Source organism: Janthinobacterium lividum (assembly GCF_034424625.1).
In the GTDB taxonomy this organism is placed as follows: Bacteria; Pseudomonadota; Gammaproteobacteria; order Burkholderiales; family Burkholderiaceae_D; genus Janthinobacterium; species Janthinobacterium lividum.
The window spans coordinates 857946-882893 of record NZ_CP139976.1; the positions used below are offsets into that span (position 1 = coordinate 857946).

A 24948-nucleotide genomic window follows, 5' to 3' on the forward strand; every position below is an offset into this window, starting at 1 on the left:
CAATAAGAGGAAACCATGTTCAAACCACTCGCCATCAGTCTTGCCATCGCCGCCGCCTTTCCTGCCTTCGCCCATGCCGAGGACGACATGCTGCGTGTTAACGTCACCGGATCGAATATCCGCGTCAGCGAAAAGGAGGGCGCCAGCGCCGTGCAGGTCATCACGGCCAAGGAATTGAAAGCCGGCGGCAAGACCAGCGTGTCGGACGTGCTGCGCGCCATCTCCGCCAATAGCGGCAACAGCTACAACGAACAATATACGGGCAGTTTCTCGGCCGGTACCTCGGGCCTGTCGCTGCGCGGCATCGGCCAGCAAAATACCCTGATCCTCGTGAATGGCCGCCGCGTGGCCAGCTATGCCACGGCGCAGGATTTGCAGCAGACCTTCGTTGACCTGAACAGCCTGCCGATGGCGGCCGTGCAGCGCATCGAGGTGCTCAAGGATGGCGCCTCGTCCGTGTATGGCTCCGACGCCGTGGCCGGCGTGGTCAACATCATCCTGTACAAGGAATTCACGGGCACGGATATCACGGCGCAATGGGGTGGCTCGACGCAAGGCACGGGCCAGCACGAAAAGAGCGCCGCGCTGCAAACGGGTTTCGGCAAGCTCGAGGAAGATGGCTACAGCGTGGTCTTTTCGGTCGATGCCCAGCAGCGCGACAAGCTGCAGCAAAGCGACGTGGCATGGCTGCGCGATGCCGACTACCGCCAGCAGCAGCGCGGCAGCCTGGGCTGGACCGCCACGAATTACGCCGGCAACGACCCCACGAAGACCCTCGGCGGCGTGCGTGGCCCGCTGCAGCTGGTGCCGTACAAGGACATCAATCCCACTGGCAGCGGCCAGGTGCTGGCCTACAATCCGGCGCCGTATAAAACGCTGATCCCGGGCATCCAGCGCATCCACTCGTCGCTGCGCGGCACCCTCAAGCTGAACGCGGACACGGAAGCCTATGTCGACTTGCTGCACAGTTATTCGCGCGCCGACCAGACCTTCAGCGCGCCGCTGACGGTGAACAACGCCACGCGCGTGTGGAACAACAGCACCAAGCTGCTCGATACCATTCCCGTGGTGCTGCCCGTGGGCCATCCGAACAATCCGGGCACGACGCCCTTGCCATTTACTGCCACGCTGTTCGACCTGGGACCGCGCCTGAAGCAGGACCGCGTCACCTTCTACCGCGCGCTGGCTGGCGCCAAGGGCACCTGGGCGGGCTGGGACTGGGATACGGCCGTGGCCCATTCCAGCAGCAAGCTGGAGGAAACGGTGCAGAACTTCGTCAACCGCTACGAATTCCAGAAAGTGCTGGCCGACGGCAGCTACAATTTCTTTGACCAGTCGCAAAACAGCGAAGCCGTGCGCAACCGCCTGCGCCTGTCGACCCTGCGCCCGGCCGAATCGACGCTCGACACGCTCGACTTCTCGGCGGCCAAGGATATCTGGGACCTGCCGGCTGGCCCGCTGGGATTTGCCGCCGGCGCCCAGTGGCGCCGCGAAAAGATGGATTCGCAAACCTCGACGGCCGTGCTGTCCGGCACGGAACTGCGCCCCGCACTCAATATCATCAACGGCTCGCGCAATGTGTCGGCCCTGTTTGCCGAATTCAATGTGCCCGTCGTAAAAGACCTGTCCGTCAACGTGGCGGGACGCGCCGACCATTACAGCGACTTCGGCAATGCGTTTTCGCCCAAGGCCAGCGCGCGCTACCAGGCGGCGCCATGGTTGTTGCTGCGTGGCACCGTTTCACGTGCCTTCCGCGCGCCATCGCTGCCGGAAATCACCGACAGCACGGCCGTCAGCTATACCGGCGTGATCGATGCCCGCGATCCCCTGACGCCGACGCAGTCGCGCGGCGTGACGGTCATGACCATCGCCAATCCGAACCTGCGCCCCGAGCGGTCGAAAAACCTGAACCTGGGCGTGGTGGTGTCGCCCACCAGCAGTTCGAGCATCGGCCTCGATTACTACCGTATCAAGCAGGATGGCGTGATCGGCACGGCCAGCGCCACCACCATCCTCGAGAATGAAAGCACGGCGCCGCAACAGATCACGCGCGGTGCCGATGGACGCATCACGACCCTGTACCGCCAGTTCCGCAACCAGGGCCAGCGCGAAGTGTCGGGCATCGATATCGACCTGCGCCAGCGCTTCGTCGACAAGGACTGGGGCAAGCTGACCCTGGCCGGCCAGCTGAGCCGCGTGCTGCGCTTTGCCGAACCGCTGTCCGATGGCGCACCGCTGACCGATGGCGCCGGCACCAACTACTTCGGCTCCATCCCGAAATGGCGCGGCGTCACGTCGGCCACCTGGGAGCAGGGCAAGTGGTCGTCCACGCTCACATGGAACTACGTGGGCAGCTATGCGCAGCAGCAGCACCTCGATGAATCGGTGGCTGCCTTCAGCACGTTCGACGTGACCAGCAGCTGGCAAGTCACGCCGGCAGCAAACGTCACCTTCATCGTGCAAAACCTGGCCAACAAGCGCGCGCCCTGGGACTATGCTTCCACCGGCTTTGACTTTACCCAGGCCGATCCGCGTGGACGCGTTGCGGCGCTCAAGCTGAACTACAAGTTCTAACCACTCGCCGCCTGCCGCTGCCCCGTCTGCTCCTGCAGGCGCTGGCGGTAGGCGCTGGGGGGAACGCCCATGCGTTCGCGAAAGGCGGTGGCGAAGTTGCCCGCGTTGTGAAAGCCGATCAGCAGGGCGATATCCTGCACGTCGATGTCCGTCTGCTGCAGCAATTCCACGCCGCGGGCAATGCGCGCTTCGCGGATGAAGGCGAAGACCGTCATGCCCGTTTGCTCGCGGAACATCAGCGTCAGCTTTTCGCGGTAGGTGCCCACGCTGCGGGCGATTTCGGACAGGTTCGGCAGGCTGCCCAGGTTGTCGAGGATCAGCTGTTTGACCGCATTGACGAACACCAGGTCGGGATGCTGCAGCTTGTCGCTGATCGGCGCCGTTGTTGGCAAGGTACTGTTGCTTTTACGCATCAAACCCAGGTGGATATGGATGCGCGCGGCCAGTTCTTCCGGCGTGAACGGCTTCGAAATGTAGTCGACGCCCCCCACCTGCAAGCCCATGATGCGTTCCTTGGCGGCATCGGCGCCGCTGAGAAAGATCACGGGAATCTCTTCCGTTTCGGGATTGGCCTTGAGCAGACGGCATGCCGTGTAGCCATCCATCTCGGGCATGCGCACATCGAGCAGGATCAGGTCGGGATGCGTGGCCAATGCCAGCTGGTAGCCCTGGTAGCCATTGAAGGCAATGCTGAAACGGTAGGGCTGCTCGCTGAGCAGCTCCATCAGCATGCGCTGCTCGAACGCGGAATCATCCACGATCAAGATGTTTTTTTTGATGGTTTCGCTGGTCAATGGCATGGCATGGATGACTTAACCAAAAAGCAAGTTGTGGCTTATTATGCCTCGCTTTTTCTTTTTTTTCTGCTTTTCTCGTATTTCAAAAGATGTTTCTCCGCGAGAAGAAGCGCGGATTTCCCAGATCGCCAATAATTCACTCATGCATTGATTTTAAGCAATGTCGATTGCCAAAAAATCTGTTTTGCCAATGCTGCAAATAATGCCGGAGTCCCTTGATTCCTGACTCCCGGCGCAAGTATTTTGTCGTCCTGGTTTGCGTGCCCAAGAAAACGCCGGCAATACCGTGACTATCCTCGACGCCCTCCATATTGGCGGGCTCATTAATGATGTTTCATCATCAGGAGGTATCATGTTGCGAGTTATTTTTCCCCGCCTTATCGTTGCTGCCAGCGTGGCCATTGCCGCCACGGCGCTCCTGCCTCGTGGCGCCGACGCAGCCGTGTATCTGAATGGCAGCGCCAGCACCACCTTTGACGTCACCCTGAAAATCATCGCCAATTGCACCATCGCGGCGGCCAATCTCGACTTTGGCCAAAGTCAGGGCGTACTGGCTACTGCCGTGAACGTCAATACGACCGTGAACGTCACCTGCACCAATACCACGCTGTATAACGTGGGCTTGACGGCCGGCTCCGGTACCGGCTCGACCGGCACCACGCGCTATATGAGCGGCACGGGCGGCAACCTGGGGACGGTGCAATTCAATCTGTACCAGACGGCAGGCAGCACCTTGTGGGGCGATACCCAGGGCACGAATACCGTCGGCGGCACCGGCAACGGCTCATCGCAGCCGATCACGGTGTACGGCAATATTCCGCCGCAAGCGACACCGGCCCCCGATACCTACAAGTCGACGATCACGGCTACCGTTTACTTTTAAGCCAGGCGCTGCGTGAAGGCCTGTGCTGCTTCCCTGATGAAAGGCGTGCTGGCATTGCTGGCTTGCTGCGCTGCGGGCGCGCACGGCGCCAGCCTGCAGATTTCGCCGGTGACGCTCAATTTGCGCGCCGCACAGAGTGCGGCCGGCATCAGCCTGCAAAACCTCGGCGACCAGCCCATCTACGGGCAGGTGCGCGTGTTCGTCTGGGATCAGCGCGATGGCGAGGAAACGCTGGCGCCGACGCAGGAACTGGTGGCCAGTCCGCCGATCGTCGAAATCGCCGCCAACAGCCGGCAGACGATCCGCCTGGTGCGTGCCCAGGCTGGCCCTGTCGCGCAGGAAAAGACGTATCGCGTGCTCATCGATGAAGTCAGCCGCGAAGATGAGGCGGGCCGCAGCGGCGTCGATATCCGCCTGCGCTACTCGGTGCCCGTGTTCGTGCTGCCGGCCGGTGCGCCGGGCAAGGAAGTGCTCGACTGGCAAGTGTTCCGCGAACAGGGCGAGTGGATGTTGCGTGTCAAGAACAGCGGCAATTTCCATGCGCAGATCGGTGCGATGACATTGACGAATCAGGCGGGCAAGGAGTTTGTCATCAGCAAGGGGCTGTTTGGTTATGTCCTGGCGGCACGCATGCGCGTATGGCGCCTGCCCGTTGCCAGGGAGGCTGAACTGGATGGGCCGTTGAGTATTGCGGTAAATGTGAATGCCAAGGCACTCATTGCCAAGAATTCGACACCTTGAACATGGCTGCCATGACGGGCCGGCTTGCTGCGCGCCTAGGGCGCAAGCGGCGAAACCATGAAATGCGTCCTGGCATCCTTGCTGCTGCTGGCCATGGCGCCGCTGGCCAGGGCCGATGCGGCGGCCGTGACGGGCGCCGATCCGGGTCCCGCCAGCTTGCCCAGCGATCCGGCGGCGCCGAATGAACTGTATCTGGAGGTCACTGTGAATGCTGAATCAACCGGGCTGATCTTGCGCTTTACCCAGGTGGGCAAAGGCTTGCGCAGCAGTGTGGCGAACCTGCAGCAGCTGGGGCTGGACCCGGCGCGCCTGGGCGCATCCGGTCAGGCCGAGGTGGCGCTCGATGCGATTCCCGGACTTCGCTATGACTATGATGCGGCGCGCCAGAGCGTGTCGCTGCAGGTGGCGGACGACTTGCGCTCGCCTTACCGCATCAGCGCGCGCACGGCGGCGCAGACGCCGCCATCGCGCGTCACGCCCGGTGCCGTGCTCAATTACGAAGCGTATGCGGAGCTGGGCCAGACGCGGCGCGCCGCCATCTTCAACGATTTGCGTTATTTTAATGACAGCGGCGTCTTCAGCAATACCGGCACGGTGAACCTGGGGTCGGACCAGCGCAAATACATGCGCTTTGACACCTTCTGGAGCCACGCGGACCCCGAGACCTTGCAAACGTGGCAGGTGGGCGACCTGATTTCCTCGTCGCTCAGCTGGAGCCGCGCCGTGCGCGTCGGCGGCCTGCAGTGGCGCAAGAATTTCCAGCTGCGCCCTGACCTGCTGACCTTTCCTGTCGCTTCCGTCGATGGCACGGCGCTCGTGCCTTCGTCGCTGAGCCTGTATGTCAACGGCGTGCAGCAATATGCTGCCAGCGTACCCAGCGGTCCATTTGTACTGAACCAGGTGGCCGGCATCAATGGCGCCGGGCAAGCCACCATCATCACGCGCGATGCGCTGGGGCGCAGCGTGACGACCGTGCTGCCCCTGTATGTCGATACGCGCATGCTGGCCGGCGGCTTGAGCGATTACTCGGTCGAGGCGGGCGCCGTGCGGCGCGACTATGGCCGCCGCCTGTTCGGCTATGAACGGCAACTGGTCGCCAGCGCTTCCGGTCGCCACGGCGTCAGCGATAATTTGACGATTGAAGGCCATGCGGAACTGGCCGCCGGCCTGTATCAGGCGGGGGCGGGCGCACTGGTGCGGCTGGGCCAGGCGGGCGTGCTCAACGGTTCGCTGTCGGCCAGCGCCGGCCACAGCCGTGGCGTGCAGCTGGGCGCCGGCTACCAGTACATGGGGCCGCGCTTCAGCGTGGATGCGCAAAGCGTGCGCGCCAGCGCCGGGTTTGGCGACCTGGCCTCGCGCGACGGCAGCCCCGTGGTGCGCGCGGCGGACCGCCTTACCGTCAGCCTGCCATTGCCGGCAGGAAGCAGCATCAGCAGCAGCTACATCAGCTACCGCACGCCTGGCGCGCCGCCATCGAAGCTGGCCACCTTTGGCTATTCGGCCACCCTGTTTCACGGCCTGTTCTTCAACGCCAGCCTGTTCCAGGACTTGCGGCAACGCGAGAAACGGGGCTTCTACTTTGGCCTGAGCATGGCCTTCGACAACAATCTGGCCATCAGCGTGAACGGCAGCCGGCAGAACGGCGAGAGCGGCCGCAGCATCAGCGCACAGCGCGCGGCGGACTTTGGCGGCGGCTTCGGTTGGAACTTGCAGGCCGGTACGGCGGGCAGCAATGCCTACCGCCAGGCGCAGGTGGAATACCTGGGCAATGACGGCCGCGTGAGCGCGCGCACGCAAAGCAGCAGCATGGGCAATGCCTCCTCGCTGGGTGCGGCTGGCGCGCTGGTGCTGATGGATGGCCATATCGAGACGGCGCGCCAGGTGGGCAACGGTTTTGCGCTGGTTTCCACGGGTGGCGTGGGCAATATTCCTGTGCTGCATGAAAACCGCCAGATCGGCGTGACGGGCAGGAGCGGCTATCTGCTGGTGCCGAATTTGAATCCCTATGGCAATAACCAGATCAGCATCGCCACGGATGAACTCGATGTTGACGCGCGGGTACCCGTGAGCAATATCAATGTCGTGCCGCAACATCTGGCGGGCGTGCTGGCGGCCTTTCCCATCGATCGCTACAGCGCGGCCACCGTCATCGTCCAGGATGCGCAGGGCAGGCCGCTGGCCACGGGCTTGCCCGTGTTGCACGTCCAAAGCGGCAAGCAGACGGTGGTGGGATTTGACGGCATCGTTTTCGTCGATGATCTGCTTGAGCAGAATCAGCTGCAAGTTGGCGAGGGCGACAGCGCCTGCACGGTGCGTTTTGCCTATGCGCGTCCGGCGGCGGGCGGCTTGCCCGTGATCGGGCCGCTGCACTGCGTTAGCGCTGCTGCCGGCGCCGGGGCAGGCCGCTGATGCGCCGCCTGCTGTTATCGCTGACTCTGCTGCTGGGCTGCGCCTGGGGCAGCGTGGCGCAGGCGGCAGACACCTGCACGGTCAGCATGACGAATATCAATTTCGGCGCCGTCAGCCCGATTTCCGGCACCGATTACGTGGCGCAGGCCACGGGCACCTTCAGCTGCCTGTTTTCGTCGCTGAACCTGGGGCAGTTGCTCACGCCCAATGCGCAAGTGTGCATCTCGCTGGGGCTGGGCACGAATTCCACGTCGGCCCTGCCGCGCAAGCTGGGCAACGGCAGCAATCGCATGGAGTACAACGTGTACGTGGACAATTCGTATGCGACGGCGAAGATCTGGGGCGGCGCCGGCGTGACGGGCGCGCCGTCGACCTTCGGCATGATCCTGTCGGCCGGCTTGCTGGCGCCGCCCGGCACGTATTCCACCACCTTTACCGTGTACGCAAAGATCCCCGCCGGCACGGCCCTGGCCGCCGTGCCCACGGTCGCCAATGCCAATACCGCCTATACGTCGAGCTTTGCCGGCGTGGGCACCTATACCTACACCACGTATGGCCTCATCAACCTGCAGGGGTGCACGGCCAGCAGCGGCAGCTTCGGTTTCACGGTGAATGCCACGGCCATCAACGATTGCACCATCACGGCCACGCCGATGGCGTTTGCGAACGCTTCCATCCTGACGGGCAACCTGCGCAGCACCAGCACCTTGTCCGTGCGTTGCGTGAACAACAATGCCTACCAGATTGCCCTCAACGGCGGCAGCGTGGCGCTTAATGTGGCCAACCGGCAAATGAAGAACACCGTCACCACGGACAAGGTCAGTTACCTGCTGTCAGCCACCCTCGACGGTGCGCCATGGGGCGATGGCACGGCTGGCACCAGCATGGTGACAGGCACGGGTACGGGCGCCAGCGTGCCGCTGACGATCTACGGCCGCGTGCCGGCGCAGGTGTCGCCGCGTCCCGGCGACTACAAGGATACGGTGACGGCAACGATTTATTTTTAGAACGTGACGGTGACGAGGTCGGCGCCCGATGGCGTTGCCTGCTGGAGCAGCAGATAGGGCGTGTTGTGCTGGCAGCGTACCTGGGCGCCGCCGCGCTGCGAGACGATGGTGCACGCATCGTGGACAACGAAGGTGGCCTGGAACGATGCGGAAGAGACGGTACCGGCGGTGGTGGTCTGGCAAACGGCAAGGGCAAACAGGGCTGGCAGTACGGCAAGCTTCAAAGGAGTCATCTTGGATGCATCTGGCGAAAAACGGGCGTGGTCAGCGACGCCGCATGGCAAGGCTGACACCATTTTTCGTACCGGGTTGAGGGGGACAGAACGAGCCATGATTGTACTGGAACAAGAAAAGTGTGAGTTTGTGCGTATTTTCAGGCCGCCATCATGGGGTGAGCGTAGCTTTCAAGATGATAGTAACTAAGTTTCCGTATTGCAACTGAAATACTTTTTCGATTGTTGTGTTGAATCAACGTGAGGAGATGGCCATGAAACATACCAACTTTAATAATTTGCCTTGCCCGATTGCTCGCAGCCTGGGCAAGGTGGGTGAATGGTGGAGCATCCTCATCCTGCGCGAAGCGTTTTATGGCAAGACGCGCTTCGACGAATTTGAAAAAAGCCTCAAGATCGCGCCCACCATCCTGACGCGCCGCCTGGCCGACCTGGTGGAAGGGGGCTTGATGACGCGCCGCCTGTATTGCGCCAAGCCGCCCCGCTACGACTATGTGCTGACCAAGTCCGGGCGCGCCTTCAAGCCCGTCTTGCTGGCGTTTATTGCCTGGGGTAATGAAAACTTCGCGCCAGAAGGCGCCAGCCTCGTCATCGCCAGCCGCGACACGGGCCTGGCAGCCGATCCGGTACTGGTCGACGCCACGACGGGCTTGCCCATCAATGACGAGTACTACGCATTCGCGCCAGGACCTGCCGCCAGCGACAGCATGCGCAGCATCATCCTCGATGCGGAAAAAAGCAGCGGCATCGCACCCAAGCCGAAGGCGCCGGCCGCCAACCGCGGCTGGGTGGCGGAAGGCCACCTGGCCTGAGGATGCGCTGGCAGGCGAGCAGCAAGTTTGGCGTACAGCAAAGCGGACACGGCGGCATGGCGTTACTGTCGCACTATGCAACTCAAGTGCGGCGCAAGCCCGGCCCGGCTGTGTGGGCGGGGCAGGGCGCTAGCCGTGAGCCGATGTCCGTGAAAGGAGTACTGCGATGAGCACACTGCAACAACACGCTTGCCGCGCCGCCAGCGTGCTGGCGCTGGCCGTCCTGCTGGGCGCCTGTTCCCATGGCCCGCATGAGCCGGGCGGCCATGACGTCACCTTGACGGGGGCGCAGGAAGTGCCTGCCAATACCAGCACGGCCAGCGGCAGCAGCAATCTCCGCGTCGCCCGCGATCGCAGCGTCAGCGGCGGCGTGCGCTACACGGGCATGCTGGCGACCGTCGCGCATATCCATGAAGCGCCCGCCGGCGCCAATGGTCCCGTCATCGTGCCGCTGGTGAAAACCGCCGAAGGCATGTTTGCCGTGCCGGCCGGCGCCGTGCTCACGCCGCCCCAGTATGCGAGCTACCAGGCCGGCAACCTGTACGTGAACGTGCACAGCGCCGCCTATCCGGCAGGCGAGATCCGCGCCCAGCTCAAGCCCTAGCCGGCCAGCGGCGTTATCCCCGAAACCTCCTTGGGCCGCGCGAGCGGCCTTTTTTTGCGCCAGGCGGCCGGTGCACGGTGCGCGCTACAATGGCGCTCCATGCTGACCATCCTCGCCATCACCTTTCCCTTTTTCGCCCTGGTGCTGTGCGGCTACCTGGCCGTGCGGCGCAAGCTGCTGCCGCTGGCCGCCATCGGCGGCTTGAACAGTTTTGTCCTGTACTTCGCGTTGCCCTGCATGCTGTACCGCTTCGGCGCCGCCACGCCCATCGCGCAGCTGCTCGACGCCAGCGTGTTCGGCGTCTACCTGCTGTGCGCGCTGATCATGGTGGGCGTCACCATGGCCATGACCCTGAGCCACCGCATCGACTGGAACAACGCCGCCTTCGGTGCGCTGGTGGCGGCCTTCCCGAATACGGGCTTCATGGGCGTGCCCCTGCTATTGACCTTGCTCGGCCCCCGTTCGTCTGGTCCCGTCATCGTCACCATCGTCGTCGACATGTTGATTACCAGCTCGCTGTGCATCGCCCTGTCGCGCATCGGCAGCGGCGGCGCGCACGGCAGCCGCGCCGCCGTCGTCAATGCCATGAAAGGCATGGCCGGCAATCCGATGCCGTGGGCGATCGTGCTCGGTGCCTTGTCGTCGTGGCTGGAACTGGCCTTGCCCAAGCCGTTGATGCAGACGGTGGGCCTGCTGGCCGACGCCGCCTCGCCTGTCGCCTTGTTTACCATCGGCGCCGTGCTGGCCCGTTCGCAAATGAGCACGAGCGACCCCGCGCCCCTGGGAGAATATGTGCCCGTGGCGCTGAAAAAACTGCTGCTGCATCCGCTGCTGGTGTGGGGCATCGGCCACGCGGCCATCGCGCTGGGCGCGCCGCTCGATCCGTTCGCGCTGACCTGCATGGTGCTGGTGGCTTGCCTGCCCAGCGCCAGCAACGTCTCGCTGCTGTCGGAACGCTTCGGCGCGAATACTGCGCGCATCGCCCGCATCATTCTGGTCTCGACGGCGCTGTCGTTCCTGACGTTTTCGGCGGCCGTCAGCTGGCTGGCGTGAGGGTGGCCGAGTGGCACCGGGCCTCGCCGCGCGCCTTGCGCATCATCGTGAGCACAGCGCAGCGCGCATCGCCCGCATCATTTTAGTGTCGACGGCGCTGTCGTTCCTGACGTTTTCGGCGGCCGTCAGCTGGCTGGCGTGAGGGTGGCCGAGTGGCACCGGGCCTCGCCGCGCGCCTTGCGCATCATCGTGAGCACTGCGCGGCGCGCATCGCCCGCATCATTCTGGTCTCGACGGCGCTGTCGTTTTTGACGTTTTCGGCAGCCGTCAGCTGGCTGGCGTGAGGGTGACTCGTTGGCCCGGGCCACGCCGCGCGCCTTGCGCATCATCGTGAGCACTGCGCGGCGCGCATCGCCCGCATCATTCTGGTCTCGACGGCGCTGTCGTTTCTAACGTTTTCAGCGGCCGTCAGCTGGCTGGCGTGACGTTGGCGGCGATCAGCGCGCCCAGGGCCTGCGCCGCACCGGGCTGGTTGTCCAGCGCCAGGCCATGCGCCATGCTGGCCTGGTCCTGCATGCTGCGGTTCTGTCCCAGCTTCCATTTTCCCGTGATGCGCGTGAGGGGGATTTCGATGCCGACGATGGCTTTCAAGAGTTTCCCGATATAGCCGGCCGGCGCATCGGCCACCTGCCATGGCGCGGCTAGCCCCGCTTCATGGCGCGCCGTCAGCCGCTCCACCAATCCCAGCAGCCACGCCGCATCGTCGATGGCGCGCAAGGGGCCGTGGGCATGCACCACGGCGTAATTGAAGGTAGGGACTTCCTTGCCGCTGCGCTGCTTTTCCGCATACCAGGCGGGCGTGATGTAGGCGTGCGGCCCCTGGAAAATCACCATGCATTCATCGTTCCCGCCGGCCCCGCGCCACAGCGGATTGGTGCGCGCCACGTGGGCGCGCAGGATGCCGAACGGGGCCTCGGGCGTGGGCGCGGCGATCTCGAACGGCAGATGGTCGGCGCACAGGCCATAGTCGCCATGGCGCACCAGCGCGCCCAGCGGATGCGCGGCGATCAGGCCATGCAGCACGTCGAGGCGCTCTTCGCGAAAGCTGGCGGGCGTGTACATCTAGTGCGCTCCTTCCACGACCACGTCGGCCGTCAGCGAATTGGCGATGTAGCAGCGCTCGTGTGCGTCGTGGTGCAGGGCCGCCAGCGCGTCGGGCGAGGGCGGCGTTCCCGCGAAGGCGATGCGCGGACGCAGAACGATGCGCGTCATGGCCAGGCGGCCTTGTGCATTCTTGCCCAGTTCGCCGACGGCATCGTCGCGGTAGTCGTCGATGACGTAGCCGCGCTGCGCCGCCAGCGACAGGAAGAACAGCATGTGGCAGCTCGACGTGGCGGCCACCAGCGCTTCTTCCGGATCGATATTTTCCGCCACCGACATGGGCAGGGGCACGGACAGGGGCGACGACGAGGCGGCTACCGTCAGGCCGCCGTCGAACTGCCATGCATGGCCACGGCTGTAGCGCTGGCTGGCGAAATCCTGGCCGTCGCGCTGCCAGGCGACGGTGGCGAAAAACTGATGCATGGGTGCTCCGCAAGAGTAGAAGGGATGTGCCATCTTAGCGTCAGTCTTGGCTATTTAAAACAGCCAATAAGTGCTATCTTTAAGCTACCAATTCAAGAGCGCCACCATGCCAGCATCCCACCTGCACCAGATCATCGCCGCCTTGCCGCTGCAGCGCGGCGCCAGCGAGCCGCTGTTTCGCCAGCTGTATGCGGCCATCAAGGCGGCCATCCTCGATGGCCGCATGAGTCCCGGCATGCAGTTGCCGCCCACGCGCGAGTTTTGCCGCCTGCTGGCCGTGTCGCGCCAGACGGTGCTCAATGCATATGCGCTTCTGACGGCCGAAGGCTATCTCGACGGCGCCGTGGGGCGGGGCACCTTTGTCAGCATCGACGTCCCCCTGGCAGCGCCGCCCGCCAGGGCGGACGCGCCCGGCCTGCTGCGGCCCCTGTCGGCGCGCGGGCAGGGCGTGGTGGCGGCCATGCGCCAGGTGGCGTTCCACCGGGGGCCGTTGCGCGCTTTCCGTGTCGGCATGCCGCGCATCGACCACTTCCCGTTCGACGTGTGGAACCGCCTGGAAGCGCGGCGCTGGCGCCGGCCCGACCACCATTTCGGCTACAGCGACCCGGCCGGTTACCTGCCGCTGCGCGAACTGCTGTGCGTGTACTTGAAAGCCTCGCGCGGCGTGCAGTGCACGCCGCAGCAGGTCGTCATCACTTCCGGTTCGCAGCAGGCGCTGTTCCTGCTGTCGACCATCCTGCTGGCGCCGGGCGACTCGGCCTGGATGGAGTCGCCCGGCTACCGGGGCGCCAGCGGCCCGCTGCGCGCGGCCGGCGCGCGCGTCTTCCCGGTTCCCGTCGATGCGCAGGGGCTGGACGTGGCGTATGGCGTGGCGCACTGTCCGCAGGCGAAGCTGGCGTACGTGACGCCATCGCACCAGATGCCGCTGGGCGTGAGCATGAGCTTGCCCCGCCGCCTGGCCCTGCTGGCCTGGGCCGCGCAAAATAAAGCCTGGCTGGTGGAAGACGATTACGACAGCGAATACCGCTACTCGGGCGCGCCGCTGGCCTCGCTGCAAAGCCTGGACCGGGCCGGCTGCGTGGTGTACGTGGGTACTTTGTCGAAGGTGCTGTTCCCGGGGCTGCGCCTGGGCTATATGGTGGCGCCGCCCGCGCTGGCCGACGCGCTGGTGCAAGCCAAGGCCGTGATGGACCGGCACACGGCCATCGTGCCGCAGATGGCGCTGGCCGACTTCATCGCCGAAGGGCACTTTGGCCGGCATATCCGCCGCACGCGCGACAGCAATGCCGAACGGCGCGACCTGCTGATGCGCGGTATCGCGCGCGAACTGGGCGACCAGCTCGCGTGCGGCCCGGCCGACAGCGGCCTGGAACTGTGCGCGTATTTTCGCGCCGGCCACGATGAGGATACCGTCGCGCGCGCAGGGCTGGAACATGGCATCGAATTGCGTCCGCTGGGCCACTATGCGGATCCGGCGGCAGGCCCGGAGTGTGTCACGCCACGCGGGCTGCTGCTGGGCTTTGCGGCGATTCCCCCGGCCGAGATGGCGCACGGCTTGCAGGAACTGGGCCGCATCCTGCGCGGCCGATAAACTATACTGGGACTTGCCTGCACATGAAGAACACGACCATGAATATTACCCGCTGCGCCTGGGCCAACCCGGCCAATCCCCGTTATCTCGACTACCACGATACAGAGTGGGGCGTGCCCTGCCACGACGAGCGCCGGCTGTTCGAGATGCTGAACCTGGAAGGCGCGCAGGCGGGCCTGAGCTGGGAAACCATCCTCAACAAGCGCGATACCTACCGCACCGCCTTCGACGGCTGGGATGCTGAAAAAATCGCCGCGTATGGCCGGGACAAGGTGGCGCAGCTGCTCCTTGATCCCGGCATCGTGCGCAACCGCCTGAAGGTGGCGGCCGCCATCACGAATGCGCAAGCCTACCTGCGCCTGCGCGCGGAAGGGCAGACCCTGGACAGCTTCCTGTGGGCGTATGTCGATGGCCAGCCTATCGTCAACAGCTGGCAGCCGGGCGAGTTTCCCGCCAAGACGGCCTTGTCCGACAAACTCTCGAAAGACTTGCTCAAGCGGGGTTTCAAGTTCGTCGGCTCGACCATCATCTACGCCTACATGCAGGGCATCGGCATGGTCAATGACCATGCACCCACCTGCTTTTGCCGGGCGGGGCGCTGATGCGCCGCGCTCTCGTCCTGCTCGACACGGATTTTGACGGCGCCCGCTTGCGCGCCGCCTGTGCGGCGCATGGCGGCCGCCGCCTCCATTACATCGCGCTGGCGCCGCGTCCCGTCGATGCGCGCCACTTGCCCGAGCAGTGGCGTGCACAGTGGCCGCCCTGCGTGCCGGGCCTGCACCGCATGGTGTCGCACGATGGCCTCGTCACGCTCGATGTGCTGATCGGCGAGCCCGATGCCTGCCTGGCGCAATTGTCGGCGCGAGTCGATGAAGTACACCTGGCCTGGGTGCCCGCAGCCACGCCGGTGCTGGCGCGCCTGATGATGGACGGCGCCCGCCTGCAGGCCGTGCACCTGGACGAGGCGCAGCGCGCCGCCCTGCAAAAGAATGGGTTTGTCTTCGACGAGAGCCGCCTGCGCGCCGTGTTTTATGCGCGGCGCGAAGAGTACGCGGCCGTTACCGTGCCCGAGCGGCGCGCCATCGTCATCGGCGCGGGCGTGGCCGGCGCGGCCGCCTGCGAACGGCTGGCCGCGCGCGGCTGGAAGGTGACCTTGATCGAGCGCCACGCGCAGCCGGCCAGCGAGGCGTCGGGCAACCTGGCCGGCATCTTCATGCCGCTGATGTCGAAGGACGACAATATCGCCACGCGCCTGGTGCGCACCGCCTACCTGTACTCGCTGAGCCGCTGGAAAGACCTGGGCGGCATCGGCGCCGCCATCGTGGGTGTGCAAAGCGGCGTGCTGCACCTGGCGCGCGACGGCGCGCATGCGCAGGTGCAGCGGCAGATCGCCGCCAGTGGCCTGTATCCGCGCGAATTCGCCCGCTGGCTGGAAGCGCCCGAGGCGAGCGCCATGCTGGGCGCGCCGGCGCCCGATGGTGCCTGGTGGTTCGAGCAGGGCGGCTGGGCGCGCCCGTCTTCCGTCTGCGCGGCCATGCTGGACGCCTGCGGCGCCTTGCTCACGCGGCGCTTTTCCAGCAGCGCCCTGCGCCTGGAGCGTGGCGATGAGGAATGGCTGGTGCGCGATGCGCAAGGCACCTTGATCGCGGCCGCGCCCACCGTCATCCTGGCGGCCGGCACGGGGGCCGTCGATTTCGAGCAGGCGGCGGGCCTGCCGCTGGACGCCGTGCGCGGCCAGGTCACGCACCTGGCCGAAGGCAGCTTGCCCTCGTTGCCGTTCGTCGTCTGCCGCGAAGCCTACATGACGCCGGCGCACCAGGGTGTCGTCTGCGTGGGCGCCAGCTACGATGCCGATGCGGACACCGACTTGCGCCCATCGAGCCAGGAAGACAATATTGGGAAGATCGCCGACATCCTGGGCGTCGCCCCGTTCGATGCGCCGCTGGCGGGCCGCACGGGATTTCGCTGCATGGCGCCGGACCGCCTGCCGCTGGCGGGCGCCTTGCCCGACCCCGGCGTCCCAGGCCGCTGCGAGCGCCTGCGCGACGTACCGCGCTGGCCTGGCCTGTTTGGTTTGCTCGGTTACGCCTCGCGCGGCCTGATCTGGGCGCCGCTGGCGGCCGAGCTGCTGGCATGCCAGCTGGAGGGCGAGCCGCTGCCGCTGGAACGTCAGTTGGCAGAGGCGCTCGATCCTGCCCGTTTTTTACTTCGCGAACGCCGCCGCGCTGCTTGAGCGTAGGCGCAGAGCAGGCGAGGGCTAGGGGCAGACCCCCAACACCGCTGACGCCAAGCCTGGCGCCAACGCGTGTGAGGGTCTGACCCCATACACCGACCCCATATACGTTTTTCAGCTTTCCAAACTCTTTTTAATTTGTTTTCCGAACAACATAAGTTCGCTACAGTGGACTCGTGCTGGTTTTTGACGACGGAATAAAGAGGTGGAAAGATGGCTGCTGCAGAACTGATTTTCGATCCCCGCGCCGGGCACGGCGAGGCGGCCTTTGACGAGGTACTCAATCTCGCGCGCGCCCAGGCGCAGGCGCAGGGCTTGCCGTATGCGGGTATCGTCAGCGCGCAGGATGCGTGGCAGCTGGTGCAGGCCGGCAAAGCCGTGCTGGTCGACGTGCGCACCAACGAGGAACGCACCTTCGTCGGCTACGTGCCGGCCTCGCTGCACGTGGCGTGGGCGACCGGCACGTCCATGAACCGCAATCCCCGCTTTACGCGCGAACTGGAAGCGAAGGTGGGCGGCAAGAATGCCGTCGTGGTGCTGCTGTGCCGCAGCGGCAAGCGCTCGGCCGCAGCCGCCGAAGCGGCCGCCAAGGCAGGTTTCACGCATGTCTTCAATATCGCGCAAGGCTTCGAGGGCGACCTCGACGAGCAGCAGCAGCGTGGCCACAGCGGTGGCTGGCGCTGGCATGCGCTGCCTTGGCTGCAAGATTAACTCTCTTCCCGGGACCACCATGAACCAGCGAGCCATTCCCCCTGTCTCCCTTGCCGCGCAGCCGCAATGGGAACTGCGCCAGATCGTCGATGAATTGCGCGCCGTGCGCGAGCAATGGCGCGATGGACTGGCCAGCAATCAGGAGTGCGGCGCGCGCGAATTCCCGTCGCGCCAGCATTTGCACGACATCATCAAAGCCCTGTGCGCAGCCCTGTTCCCCATGCGCCTGGGTCCCCTTGACCTGCAGCAGGAGAGCGAGGATTTCTTTGTCGGCCATACGCTCGACACGACCTTGACGGGGCTGCACGAACAGGTGCGGCGCGAGCTCAGTTACCACGCGCGCCAGCATGGCTTGCAGCAGACGGTCTCCATCGAACAGCAGGCGCTGGCCATCGTGCAGCGCTTCGCCCGCGCGCTGCCGCGCATCCGCGCCCAGCTCGACACGGACGTGGCGGCCGCCTTCCATGGCGACCCGGCCGCGCACAGCGTCGATGAGGTGCTGCTGTGCTATCCGGGCATCCTGGCCATCATCCACTACCGCCTGGCGCACACCCTGTATGCGCTGGGCGCGCCGCTGGTGGCACGCATCATCGCCGAAGTGGCCCATTCGCAGACGGGCATCGACATCCACCCGGGCGCCATCATCGGCAGCAGTTTTTTCATCGACCATGGCACCGGCGTGGTGATCGGCGAGACGGCCATCATCGGCGAACGGGTGCGCATTTATCAAGCCGTGACCCTGGGCGCCAAGCGCTTTCCCGCCGGCGCCGACGGCGTGCTGAAAAAGGGACTGGCGCGCCATCCCATCGTGCAGGACGACGTGGTCATTTATGCGGGCGCGACGATCCTGGGACGGGTGACCATCGGCCAGGGCTCGGTCATCGGCGGCAATGTCTGGCTGACCCGCAGCGTGGCGCCCGGCAGCCATGTCACGCAAGCGCATAACCAGCAGGAGGCGCAGGAGCTGCCGGAGTTGCCGGCGCCATCCCATCCCGCTTTTGCCCACCACCCATGAGGACAGCATGTTGATCAAACAGTTTGGACTGGCCGTGCGCCAGTTACGCGAAGGGCATGGCTGGTCGCAGGAGCGCCTGGCCGAAGCGGCCGACTTGAACCGCTCGTTCATCGGCGAGATCGAACGGGGCGCCGCCACGCCGTCGCTGCTGACGGTGGAAAAGCTGGCCGGCGCACTGGGCATCGGCCTGGCGGGATTGATGGCGCGCTGCGAGCCGGAATTGGTGGATTGAGGCGGGTCGATTAAACGCCGCGTTGATGGCGATAGCATGTTGAGAGAAGAGGGGAGACGTCCGATACTTTATTCGTTTTTCAGATAAGCATATTCACTTTTCTCATCAGGAGTAGTCATGGCAGAAGCAACAGAGAACCAGTTCGCGCTGGGCGATAACGCCGCGCGCCAGCTGGCCAATGCAAGCAAGAGCGTCCCCCAGTTATCCACGATCACGCCGCGCTGGCTCGTGCACCTGCTGCAATGGCTGCCTGTGGAAGCGGGTATCTACCGCCTGAACCGCGTGAAGAATCCGAAGGACGTGCGCGTCGCCTGCTCGCAGCGCGACGAGTCGGAACTGCCGCAAACCTTCGTCGACTACGACGACCAGCCGCGCGAGTATTTCCTCAATGCCGTCAGCACGGTGCTCGACGTGCACACGCGCGTGTCGGACCTGTACAGCAGCCCGCACGACCAGATCAAGGAGCAGCTGCGCCTGACCATCGAGACGATCAAGGAGCGCCAGGAAAGCGAGTTGATCAACAATCCCGACTACGGCCTGCTGGCCAGCGTGCACGACGACCAGCGCATCTTCACCCTGACGGGCGCGCCCACGCCGGACGACCTCGACGAACTGCTGACGAAAGTGTGGAAGGAGCCGGGCTTTTTCCTCGCGCATCCGCTGGCCATTGCCGCTTTTGGCCGCGAATGCACGCGCCGCGGCGTGCCGCCGCCGACCGTCAGCCTGTTCGGCTCCCAGTTCCTCACGTGGCGCGGCGTGCCGTTGGTGCCATCGGACAAACTGCCGATCGAAGACGGCAAGACGAAAATCATCTTGTTGCGCGCGGGCGAACAGCGGCAGGGCGTGATCGGCCTGTTCCAGCCTGGCTTGGCGGGCGAGCAAAGCCCGGGCCTGTCCGTGCGCTTCATGGGCATCAACCGCCATGCGATTTCGTCCTATCTGATTTCGCTGTATTGCTCGCTGGCCGTGCTGACCGACGATGCGCTGGCCGTACTGGAAGACGTGGAGATCGGTAAATACCATGACTACCCAGACACCTACAAGTGATGGCGCGGCGGGCTTGCCTGCCGTCCCGTTCTTACCTGATGAAGCGACCCTGAACCGCCTGGCCGGTGAATTCTTTGCCCGCCTGCCGGGCTTGGCGCCTGTGCTTGACAAATCGCCCAGCCTCGGTGGTTCCGGCAGCGTGCTCGATGCGGCGCCCCGCTATGCGAACCGGCCGCCGCCGCAGCCCGGCCCTTCGTTTGCCGCCATCGCCCCCGGCGTGGCGACGGCGCAGGTGCCGCCCGTGACGGCGCCGCTGGAGTCGCCGATTGCACCGGCGCCGGCCTCCGTGCCGACGCCACGCCTGTCCGCCCTGAGTGCGCCGTCGCCTTATTATTTTGTCGGCGGCGCGCATGGCTATCCCGTGTCGAACGGCAAGCTCGACGGCCTGGCGCAGCAGGGGTTGGGACAAGCGGCACCCGACGATGTGCGGGGACTGTTTGCCACGCCGCAGCAGACACCCGCGCGCCAGCTGCCCGTATCGTCGGCTAACAGCCCGCCCGCGTTCTATTTCCAGACCGAGCTGCCTTCGGCGGCGAAGCCTGGCCAGCACCAGACGCCGGCGCCGTTCGACGTGCATGCCGTGCGGCGCGATTTCCCCGTGCTGGCCGAACGGGTCAACGGCAAGCCGCTGGCCTGGTTCGACAATGCTGCCACCACGCACAAGCCGCAGTCCGTGATCGACCGGGTGTCGTATTTCTATGCGCACGAAAATTCGAACATCCACCGCGCGGCGCACGCATTGGCGGCGCGCGCCAGCGATGCGTATGAAGCGGCACGCGCCAAGGTGGCGCAGTTCCTCGGCGCCGCTTCGCCCAATGAAATCATTTTCGTGCGTGGCGCCACCGAGGGCATCAACCTGGTCGCCAACACCTTTGGCCGCAAATACATCGGCAGCGGCGACGAGATCATCGTCTCGCAGCTCGAGCACCACGCCAACATCGTGCCGTGGCAGCAGCTGGCGGCGGAAAAGGGCGCGACCCTGCGCGTGATTCCCGTCGACGACAGCGGGCAGATACTGCTCGATGAATTCCGCAAGCTGCTCAACGGGCGTACCAAGCTGGTGTCCGTGACGCAGGTGTCGAATGCATTGGGCACCGTGACGCCCGTGGCGCAGATCATCGCGCTGGCGCACGCGGCCGGCGTGCGCGTGCTGGTCGATGGCGCGCAAGCCGTGTCGCATTTGCGCGTGGACGTGCAGGCGCTGGGCGCCGATTTTTATGTCTTCTCGGGCCACAAGGTGTTCGGTCCGACGGGCATCGGCGCCGTGTATGGCAAGGCGGACTTGCTGGAGCAATTGCCGCCATGGCAAGGGGGCGGCAACATGATCGCCGACGTCACGTTCGAGCGCACCGTCTACCAGGGCGTGCCGAACCGTTTCGAGGCGGGCACGGGCAATATTGCCGACGCCGTGGGCCTGGGCGCGGCCATCGACTACGTGCAGCGCATCGGCCTGGAAAACATCGCCGCCTACGAGCACGCGCTGCTGGAATATGCGACGCACCACCTGCAGGCGATTCCTGGCGTGCGCCTGATCGGCACGGCGTTTGACAAGGCCAGCGTGGCCTCGTTCGTGCTGGCCGGTTACGAGCCGGCGGAAGTGGGGCGGGCCCTGAACGACGAGGGCATCGCCGTGCGCTCGGGCCACCACTGCGCCCAGCCGATTTTGCGCCGTTTCGGCGTAGAAGCGACCGTGCGGCCATCGTTCGCCTTCTACAATACGTATGAGGAAATCGACCGCATGATCGTCGTGGTCAAACGCCTGGCGGCCGCACGCCGCTGATCTTGCCGGCTTGGCCGTCCAATGCCGCCCTTGCGCAAGCGGGGGCGGCATTGTTGCGTCAAGTCAGGGACTTTACGCGCGGCTGGCAGGCGCGCGCATGCTGGCGGTATAATTTATCCTTGGCAATATTCAAGCTGCGGCCCAAGGAGATATCCGGTGGAAGATCAACACAGCTCGCCCGAGCTTTTCCTGTTCCTGGCGTCGACCGTGCACGACATGAAAAACTCGATCAGCGTTGTCAGCGGCACCCTGGAGTCGCTGCTGGCGGCCGAGCAGGCCAAGCCCTCGCCCCAGGCCGACCCCGCCTACCTGCAGATGGCGCAGATGCTGTACCAGACCAAGCGCCTCAACGATAACCTGATCCAGCTGCTGGCCCTGTACAAGGAAGTGGGCAAGCCCGGCTACCCGTTCGATGTGCAGCCGCAGCTGGTCAGCCAGGTGGTCGACCAGGTGGTGGACCAGGAAAAGATCCTGCTGGCCTCGAAAGGCATCCAGCTGGAGACGGCCTGTCCGCCCGAGCTGATCTGGACCCTCGATGAAGACCTGGTCATCGGCGTGCTCGCGCACGCCATCAACAACGCCATCCGCTACACGAAGGACACGATCCGCCTGTCGGTCTGCGAGGCCGATGGCTTGCTCGAACTGCGCGTGGAAGACAATGGCGACGGTTATACGCAGGCCTTGCTCGACGCGGGCAGCGCGGCCATGGATGGCATGGCGGCCGGCGTGAACTTTTCCACCAACAGCACGGGACTGGGACTGTATTTTTCCAGCGAAGTGGCAAAGATGCACAAGCACCGGGGCAGCAGCGGCAGCATCGCGCTGGAAAATGGCGGCGCCCTGGGCGGCGGCTGTTTCATCCTGCGCCTGCCCTGAACGAGGAATCCATGACGACAGACAGCCACGCCACCGCCGCCGAAGCGGGCAGCACCGACTGGGCCGACAAACATTATCTGCTGGTCGACGACTTCATCGGCATCCGCATCCTGCTGCGCGAATCCCTGCGCAACCTGGGCGCGCGCCATATCGACCAGGCGGCCAGCGGCGGCGAAGCCATGAAGCTGCTGGCCAAGACGCGCTACGACGTGGTGCTGTGCGACTACAACCTCGGCGAAGGCAAGAATGGCCAGCAAGTGCTGGAAGAGACGCGCGTGCGCAACCTGACGGCGCCGTCCAGCGTGTGGCTGATGGTATCGGCCGAGAAAAGCGTGGAATCCGTGATGGGCGCGGCCGAGCACCAGCCCGACGCTTACCTGATCAAGCCGATCACGGAAGGCGTGCTGCTGACGCGCCTGAACCGCGTATGGCACAAGAAGCAGGTATTTCGCGAGATCGACCAGGCTTGCATGGAAAAGGATTATTTGCGCGCGGCCAAGCTGTGCGACGCGCAGATCGAGCTCAACAAGCTGCACGAGCTGGAACTGCTGCGCATGAAGGCCAGTTTGCTGCTGAAGAGCGGCGAACCGGAAAAGGCCCGTGCCGTGTACGAGAAAGTGCTGGCCGAGCGCGATTACAGCTGGGCCAAGGCGGGTCTGGGCAAGATCCGCATGAATAACGGCGAACACGAGGCGGCGCGGCAGATCTTCCAGGGCGTGATCGTTGAAAACAAGTATTACATCGACGCCTACGACCAGATGGCCGTCGCCTACCAGTTGATGGGGCAGCACGAGGAAGCGTGCGGCGTGCTGGAAAAGGCGGCGCGCCTGTCGCCCAATTCCGTGCCGCGCCAGCGCAACCTGGGACTGGCGGCCTTGAAGGTCGGCAATGTCAGCATGGCGGAAAAGGCCTTTCGCAAGTGTATTTCCATCGGCGAGTTTTCCGTCATGAAGACGCCGGACGCCTATCTGGGCCTGGCGCGCGTGTGCGGCCTGAAGAAGGATGCCAAGGAGGCGCTGCAATGGCTGTTGCTGGCGCAGCGCGAATTCTCGCCCGAACAGATTGGTTTGCGCGCGAAGATCACGGAAGGCATGGTGCACCATGAAACGGGCGATTACCGGCGCGCCCGCAAGTGCGGCGACGAGCTCGAAGCCATGCTGCTTGAAGACCCGGCGCGGCCCGAGAAAAGCATTTGCATGGAACTGGCCACCTTGCTGTTCGCCGTCGGCGTCAAGGATGCGCCGGCCGGCCTGCTGTGCTACGTGGTGAAGAACAACCACGACAACCAGGTGGTGCAGGACGAAGTGCAAAAGATTTTCGACAAGGCGAAGATGGGCGACGAAGGCACCAGCCTGATCATCGCTTCGCGCAAGGAAGCGTCGGACTTGATGAACAAGGGCGTGCTGCTGTGGAAGACGGACAAGCTCAACGAAGCGGTCGCCTGGATGCGCGCGGCGCGCGAAAAACTGCCGAACAATTTGCGCATCCTGTTCAATTCCGCGCAAATCATCGTGTCCTTCCTGCAGCAGCGCGGGTTTCAGGCCGACTTGGCGGCCGAGGCCATGGAAGTGTTGTTGTATGTAGACAAAATTGCACCAGGGCAGCAACGCTTCGCGCAATTGATGGAGCAACTGGTGCAGCTGACGCCGCCGCCCGGGCCGGAAGAGGCCGTCGTGGTCGCGGAAAAAGCGCCGCCGGCGCCGGAAAAAGGCGGAAAATCCATGCGCGAGCGTGCCGGATGATAAACTAGGGGCCAGCGTGGGTTCGCCCGTGCTTGAGTTGCTTTACAACAATAAGGAGGAAACTATGCGTGATGTGGTCAATGAAGTGTACAAAAAAATGAAAGTCGGCAGTATTGCCTGGGTACGCCCGGTCGCCGCCAAGGGAGACACGCTGGAAACATTCCAGTCTTCGTACGAGCACGCCAAGGCGCTGGCCGACGAAGGCCTGATCACGATCGGTGACGTAAAACGCCAGGCCGACAACATGATCGAGGCGATCCGCATTCATCGTATCGCCTGATCATATCGCCGGCTTGCAGCATCAGGCCTTGCCTGGCGCTTTAGCCTTGGGTGCCGCGCGTTTCGCGGGCGCCTTGCGCAGCGGGGCCTTGGCCTTGGCTGCCGTGCCTGCCTCTGCAGGTTTGGCCGGCTTGCTGGCCGCTGGCTTGGCTTTGCTCACGCTGCCAAAGCTGGCCGCTGCCGCACTGGCCGTATCGGGCGACATGGCCGTCGACACGGCTTGCTTGAACTGATCTTGTAACAAATTCCACCAGGCACTTGGATTGGCCAACTGGCTGCCGGCATCGCCGGGCGCCGCCGCAGCGGGTTCCGGTGCGGGCGCTGGTGCGGGCGCCGGTTTCGGTTCAGGCGCCGCAGGCGCGGCCTGCTGGAAAAACGCGGAAGCGTAGGGCACCGATTCAAACACGGTTTTCTCGCTGGCGCCCGGTTGCGTGATGGCCGCCGCCAGTGATGCACCCATCGATTTCAATGTGGCGATGGTGCCGCGCTGCACTTCCAGCGCCTGGATACTGCCGCGCAGCATGCTGGTATTGAGGTTCAGCCACGCTTCGACGGCTTTCAAGTCGTTGATTTTCTTGTCCAGCTCTTCCACCGACATGGTAGGCGCCGTGATGCCAGGCACGCCCATGCCGGGCACGCTCATGCTGCCCCACAGGTTTTTGACGAAGTCGAGCGTATCGGTCACAACTGCTGCGCCCGGCATTTGGGGCATTTGCGGGTTTGCCATGCGAAATCTCCTGGTAGATGGATAGGCTTAGCGTAGCAGATATCGGCTTGCAACTGACGCAATGCCGCCAACATTTTC

The 24948-nt window shown here is 64.6% G+C and carries 26 protein-coding genes; 21 read left to right on the forward strand and 5 right to left on the reverse strand.

What is annotated here, in order from left to right; translation table 11 throughout:
- Nucleotides 1–15 precede the first annotated feature (15 nt).
- On the forward strand, nucleotides 16–2574 hold the full coding sequence (locus tag U0004_RS03820) for a TonB-dependent receptor (protein ID WP_070257710.1): 2559 nt from the start codon (nucleotides 16–18) through the stop codon (nucleotides 2572–2574).
- Here the strand turns inward: U0004_RS03820 and U0004_RS03825 are convergent.
- Nucleotides 2571–3374 carry a response regulator transcription factor gene (locus U0004_RS03825; RefSeq protein ID WP_070257711.1) on the reverse strand — a complete coding sequence of 268 codons (804 nt, stop codon included), beginning with the start codon at nucleotides 3372–3374 and terminating at the stop codon, nucleotides 2571–2573. The genes U0004_RS03820 and U0004_RS03825 overlap by 4 nt on opposite strands.
- A 349-nt stretch (nucleotides 3375–3723) precedes the next feature.
- On the opposite strand from U0004_RS03825, the gene U0004_RS03830 reads away from it, so the two are divergent.
- From U0004_RS03830 to U0004_RS03845, 4 genes are read left to right on the forward strand one after another with little or no spacing between them, the layout of a single operon-like run.
- Nucleotides 3724–4254 (forward strand): Csu type fimbrial protein, encoded by a 531-nt coding sequence (locus U0004_RS03830; protein WP_034778485.1) that lies wholly within the window; start codon nucleotides 3724–3726, stop codon nucleotides 4252–4254.
- A 12-nt stretch (nucleotides 4255–4266) separates the two neighbouring features.
- On the forward strand, nucleotides 4267–4995 hold the full coding sequence (locus U0004_RS03835) for a fimbrial biogenesis chaperone (protein ID WP_225317167.1): 729 nt from the start codon (nucleotides 4267–4269) through the stop codon (nucleotides 4993–4995).
- Nucleotides 4996–5052: 57 nt separating this feature from the next.
- Nucleotides 5053–7404 carry a fimbria/pilus outer membrane usher protein gene (locus tag U0004_RS03840; protein ID WP_070257712.1) on the forward strand — a complete coding sequence of 784 codons (2352 nt, stop codon included), beginning with the start codon at nucleotides 5053–5055 and terminating at the stop codon, nucleotides 7402–7404.
- Entirely contained in the window at nucleotides 7404–8411 is a 1008-nt protein-coding gene (locus U0004_RS03845) for a Csu type fimbrial protein (protein ID WP_070257713.1), read from the forward strand. Before U0004_RS03840 ends, U0004_RS03845 begins: the two co-directional genes overlap by 1 nt.
- On the opposite strand, the gene U0004_RS03850 is transcribed toward U0004_RS03845, so the two are convergent.
- Nucleotides 8408–8644 carry a hypothetical protein gene (locus U0004_RS03850; protein WP_070278994.1) on the reverse strand — a complete coding sequence of 79 codons (237 nt, stop codon included), beginning with the start codon at nucleotides 8642–8644 and terminating at the stop codon, nucleotides 8408–8410. The genes U0004_RS03845 and U0004_RS03850 overlap by 4 nt on opposite strands.
- Before the next feature lie 254 nt (nucleotides 8645–8898).
- Between U0004_RS03850 and U0004_RS03855 the strand changes: the two genes are divergently transcribed.
- The 5 genes from U0004_RS03855 (at nucleotide 8899) to U0004_RS03875 (ending at nucleotide 11397) form a co-directional block, all read left to right on the forward strand.
- On the forward strand, nucleotides 8899–9456 hold the full coding sequence (locus tag U0004_RS03855; protein WP_034753667.1) for a winged helix-turn-helix transcriptional regulator: 558 nt from the start codon (nucleotides 8899–8901) through the stop codon (nucleotides 9454–9456).
- 166 nt (nucleotides 9457–9622) lie between these two features.
- On the forward strand, nucleotides 9623–10060 hold the full coding sequence (locus tag U0004_RS03860) for a CHRD domain-containing protein (protein WP_070257715.1): 438 nt from the start codon (nucleotides 9623–9625) through the stop codon (nucleotides 10058–10060).
- 99 nt (nucleotides 10061–10159) lie between these two features.
- On the forward strand, nucleotides 10160–11113 hold the full coding sequence (locus tag U0004_RS03865; RefSeq protein WP_034778494.1) for an AEC family transporter: 954 nt from the start codon (nucleotides 10160–10162) through the stop codon (nucleotides 11111–11113).
- Between the two features lie 10 nt (nucleotides 11114–11123).
- A complete protein-coding gene (locus tag U0004_RS03870) occupies nucleotides 11124–11255 on the forward strand; it encodes a hypothetical protein (RefSeq protein ID WP_256608153.1) in 132 nt (43 codons plus the stop codon).
- Nucleotides 11256–11265: 10 nt separating this feature from the next.
- On the forward strand, nucleotides 11266–11397 hold the full coding sequence (locus tag U0004_RS03875; RefSeq protein ID WP_256608155.1) for a hypothetical protein: 132 nt from the start codon (nucleotides 11266–11268) through the stop codon (nucleotides 11395–11397).
- Between the two features lie 124 nt (nucleotides 11398–11521).
- Here the strand turns inward: U0004_RS03875 and U0004_RS03880 are convergent, their stop codons facing one another.
- Complete coding sequence (locus U0004_RS03880; RefSeq protein ID WP_070257716.1) at nucleotides 11522–12175, reverse strand: FMN-binding negative transcriptional regulator; 654 nt, start codon at nucleotides 12173–12175, stop codon at nucleotides 11522–11524.
- Entirely contained in the window at nucleotides 12176–12637 is a 462-nt protein-coding gene (locus U0004_RS03885; protein ID WP_070257717.1) for an OsmC family protein, read from the reverse strand.
- A 106-nt stretch (nucleotides 12638–12743) separates the two neighbouring features.
- Between U0004_RS03885 and pdxR the strand changes: the two genes are divergently transcribed.
- From pdxR to U0004_RS03940, 11 genes are all read left to right on the forward strand, one after another.
- Complete coding sequence (gene pdxR / locus U0004_RS03890; protein WP_070257718.1) at nucleotides 12744–14228, forward strand: MocR-like pyridoxine biosynthesis transcription factor PdxR; 1485 nt, start codon at nucleotides 12744–12746, stop codon at nucleotides 14226–14228.
- Between the two features lie 38 nt (nucleotides 14229–14266).
- The gene (locus U0004_RS03895) at nucleotides 14267–14830 is read left to right on the forward strand and encodes a DNA-3-methyladenine glycosylase I (RefSeq protein WP_070257738.1); all 564 of its coding nucleotides are present in this window, start codon (nucleotides 14267–14269) and stop codon (nucleotides 14828–14830) included.
- Nucleotides 14830–16461: an FAD-dependent 5-carboxymethylaminomethyl-2-thiouridine(34) oxidoreductase MnmC gene (mnmC, locus tag U0004_RS03900; protein ID WP_070257739.1), complete on the forward strand. Its 1632-nt coding sequence runs from the start codon at nucleotides 14830–14832 to the stop codon at nucleotides 16459–16461. Before U0004_RS03895 ends, mnmC begins: the two co-directional genes overlap by 1 nt.
- A gap of 213 nt (nucleotides 16462–16674) precedes the next feature.
- A complete protein-coding gene (locus U0004_RS03905; protein WP_081345721.1) occupies nucleotides 16675–17172 on the forward strand; it encodes a rhodanese-like domain-containing protein in 498 nt (165 codons plus the stop codon).
- 19 nt (nucleotides 17173–17191) lie between these two features.
- Nucleotides 17192–18187, forward strand: coding sequence for a serine O-acetyltransferase EpsC (gene epsC / locus U0004_RS03910; protein WP_070257719.1), 996 nt, complete (start codon nucleotides 17192–17194; stop codon nucleotides 18185–18187).
- 7 nt (nucleotides 18188–18194) lie between these two features.
- Nucleotides 18195–18419 carry a helix-turn-helix domain-containing protein gene (locus U0004_RS03915; protein WP_034784364.1) on the forward strand — a complete coding sequence of 75 codons (225 nt, stop codon included), beginning with the start codon at nucleotides 18195–18197 and terminating at the stop codon, nucleotides 18417–18419.
- A 117-nt stretch (nucleotides 18420–18536) separates the two neighbouring features.
- The gene (locus U0004_RS03920) at nucleotides 18537–19466 is read left to right on the forward strand and encodes a family 2A encapsulin nanocompartment shell protein (RefSeq protein WP_034784363.1); all 930 of its coding nucleotides are present in this window, start codon (nucleotides 18537–18539) and stop codon (nucleotides 19464–19466) included.
- Nucleotides 19441–21246 (forward strand): family 2A encapsulin nanocompartment cargo protein cysteine desulfurase, encoded by a 1806-nt coding sequence (locus tag U0004_RS03925; RefSeq protein WP_070257720.1) that lies wholly within the window; start codon nucleotides 19441–19443, stop codon nucleotides 21244–21246. Before U0004_RS03920 ends, U0004_RS03925 begins: the two co-directional genes overlap by 26 nt.
- 156 nt (nucleotides 21247–21402) lie before the next feature.
- Nucleotides 21403–22122 carry a sensor histidine kinase gene (locus tag U0004_RS03930; RefSeq protein ID WP_070257721.1) on the forward strand — a complete coding sequence of 240 codons (720 nt, stop codon included), beginning with the start codon at nucleotides 21403–21405 and terminating at the stop codon, nucleotides 22120–22122.
- A gap of 11 nt (nucleotides 22123–22133) precedes the next feature.
- A complete protein-coding gene (locus U0004_RS03935; protein ID WP_070257722.1) occupies nucleotides 22134–23864 on the forward strand; it encodes a response regulator in 1731 nt (576 codons plus the stop codon).
- Between the two features lie 64 nt (nucleotides 23865–23928).
- On the forward strand, nucleotides 23929–24144 hold the full coding sequence (locus tag U0004_RS03940) for a hypothetical protein (protein ID WP_010394693.1): 216 nt from the start codon (nucleotides 23929–23931) through the stop codon (nucleotides 24142–24144).
- Between the two features lie 21 nt (nucleotides 24145–24165).
- On the opposite strand, the gene U0004_RS03945 is transcribed toward U0004_RS03940, so the two are convergent.
- Entirely contained in the window at nucleotides 24166–24870 is a 705-nt protein-coding gene (locus tag U0004_RS03945; RefSeq protein ID WP_070257723.1) for a PhaM family polyhydroxyalkanoate granule multifunctional regulatory protein, read from the reverse strand.
- Nucleotides 24871–24948: the final 78 nt, after the last annotated feature.

Excerpts from the sequence above, each read along its gene's own strand:
- U0004_RS03925 (WP_070257720.1), top strand. The coding sequence starts at position 19,441 with ATGACTACCCAGACACCTACAAGTGATGGCGCGGCGGGCTTGCCTGCC.
- U0004_RS03850 (WP_070278994.1), bottom strand. The coding sequence starts at position 8,644 with ATGACTCCTTTGAAGCTTGCCGTACTGCCAGCCCTGTTTGCCCTTGCC.
- U0004_RS03920 (WP_034784363.1), top strand. The coding sequence starts at position 18,537 with ATGGCAGAAGCAACAGAGAACCAGTTCGCGCTGGGCGATAACGCCGCG.
- U0004_RS03830 (WP_034778485.1), top strand. The coding sequence starts at position 3,724 with ATGTTGCGAGTTATTTTTCCCCGCCTTATCGTTGCTGCCAGCGTGGCC.
- epsC (WP_070257719.1), top strand. The coding sequence starts at position 17,192 with ATGAACCAGCGAGCCATTCCCCCTGTCTCCCTTGCCGCGCAGCCGCAA.
- U0004_RS03845 (WP_070257713.1), top strand. The coding sequence starts at position 7,404 with ATGCGCCGCCTGCTGTTATCGCTGACTCTGCTGCTGGGCTGCGCCTGG.
- U0004_RS03840 (WP_070257712.1), top strand. The coding sequence starts at position 5,053 with ATGAAATGCGTCCTGGCATCCTTGCTGCTGCTGGCCATGGCGCCGCTG.
- U0004_RS03880 (WP_070257716.1), bottom strand. The coding sequence starts at position 12,175 with ATGTACACGCCCGCCAGCTTTCGCGAAGAGCGCCTCGACGTGCTGCAT.
- U0004_RS03865 (WP_034778494.1), top strand. The coding sequence starts at position 10,160 with ATGCTGACCATCCTCGCCATCACCTTTCCCTTTTTCGCCCTGGTGCTG.
- U0004_RS03915 (WP_034784364.1), top strand. The coding sequence starts at position 18,195 with ATGTTGATCAAACAGTTTGGACTGGCCGTGCGCCAGTTACGCGAAGGG.
- pdxR (WP_070257718.1), top strand. The coding sequence starts at position 12,744 with ATGCCAGCATCCCACCTGCACCAGATCATCGCCGCCTTGCCGCTGCAG.
- U0004_RS03945 (WP_070257723.1), bottom strand. The coding sequence starts at position 24,870 with ATGGCAAACCCGCAAATGCCCCAAATGCCGGGCGCAGCAGTTGTGACC.
- U0004_RS03820 (WP_070257710.1), top strand. The coding sequence starts at position 16 with ATGTTCAAACCACTCGCCATCAGTCTTGCCATCGCCGCCGCCTTTCCT.
- U0004_RS03895 (WP_070257738.1), top strand. The coding sequence starts at position 14,267 with ATGAATATTACCCGCTGCGCCTGGGCCAACCCGGCCAATCCCCGTTAT.
- U0004_RS03825 (WP_070257711.1), bottom strand. The coding sequence starts at position 3,374 with ATGCCATTGACCAGCGAAACCATCAAAAAAAACATCTTGATCGTGGAT.
- mnmC (WP_070257739.1), top strand. The coding sequence starts at position 14,830 with ATGCGCCGCGCTCTCGTCCTGCTCGACACGGATTTTGACGGCGCCCGC.
- U0004_RS03885 (WP_070257717.1), bottom strand. The coding sequence starts at position 12,637 with ATGCATCAGTTTTTCGCCACCGTCGCCTGGCAGCGCGACGGCCAGGAT.
- U0004_RS03940 (WP_010394693.1), top strand. The coding sequence starts at position 23,929 with ATGCGTGATGTGGTCAATGAAGTGTACAAAAAAATGAAAGTCGGCAGT.
- U0004_RS03905 (WP_081345721.1), top strand. The coding sequence starts at position 16,675 with ATGGCTGCTGCAGAACTGATTTTCGATCCCCGCGCCGGGCACGGCGAG.
- U0004_RS03935 (WP_070257722.1), top strand. The coding sequence starts at position 22,134 with ATGACGACAGACAGCCACGCCACCGCCGCCGAAGCGGGCAGCACCGAC.
- U0004_RS03855 (WP_034753667.1), top strand. The coding sequence starts at position 8,899 with ATGAAACATACCAACTTTAATAATTTGCCTTGCCCGATTGCTCGCAGC.
- U0004_RS03860 (WP_070257715.1), top strand. The coding sequence starts at position 9,623 with ATGAGCACACTGCAACAACACGCTTGCCGCGCCGCCAGCGTGCTGGCG.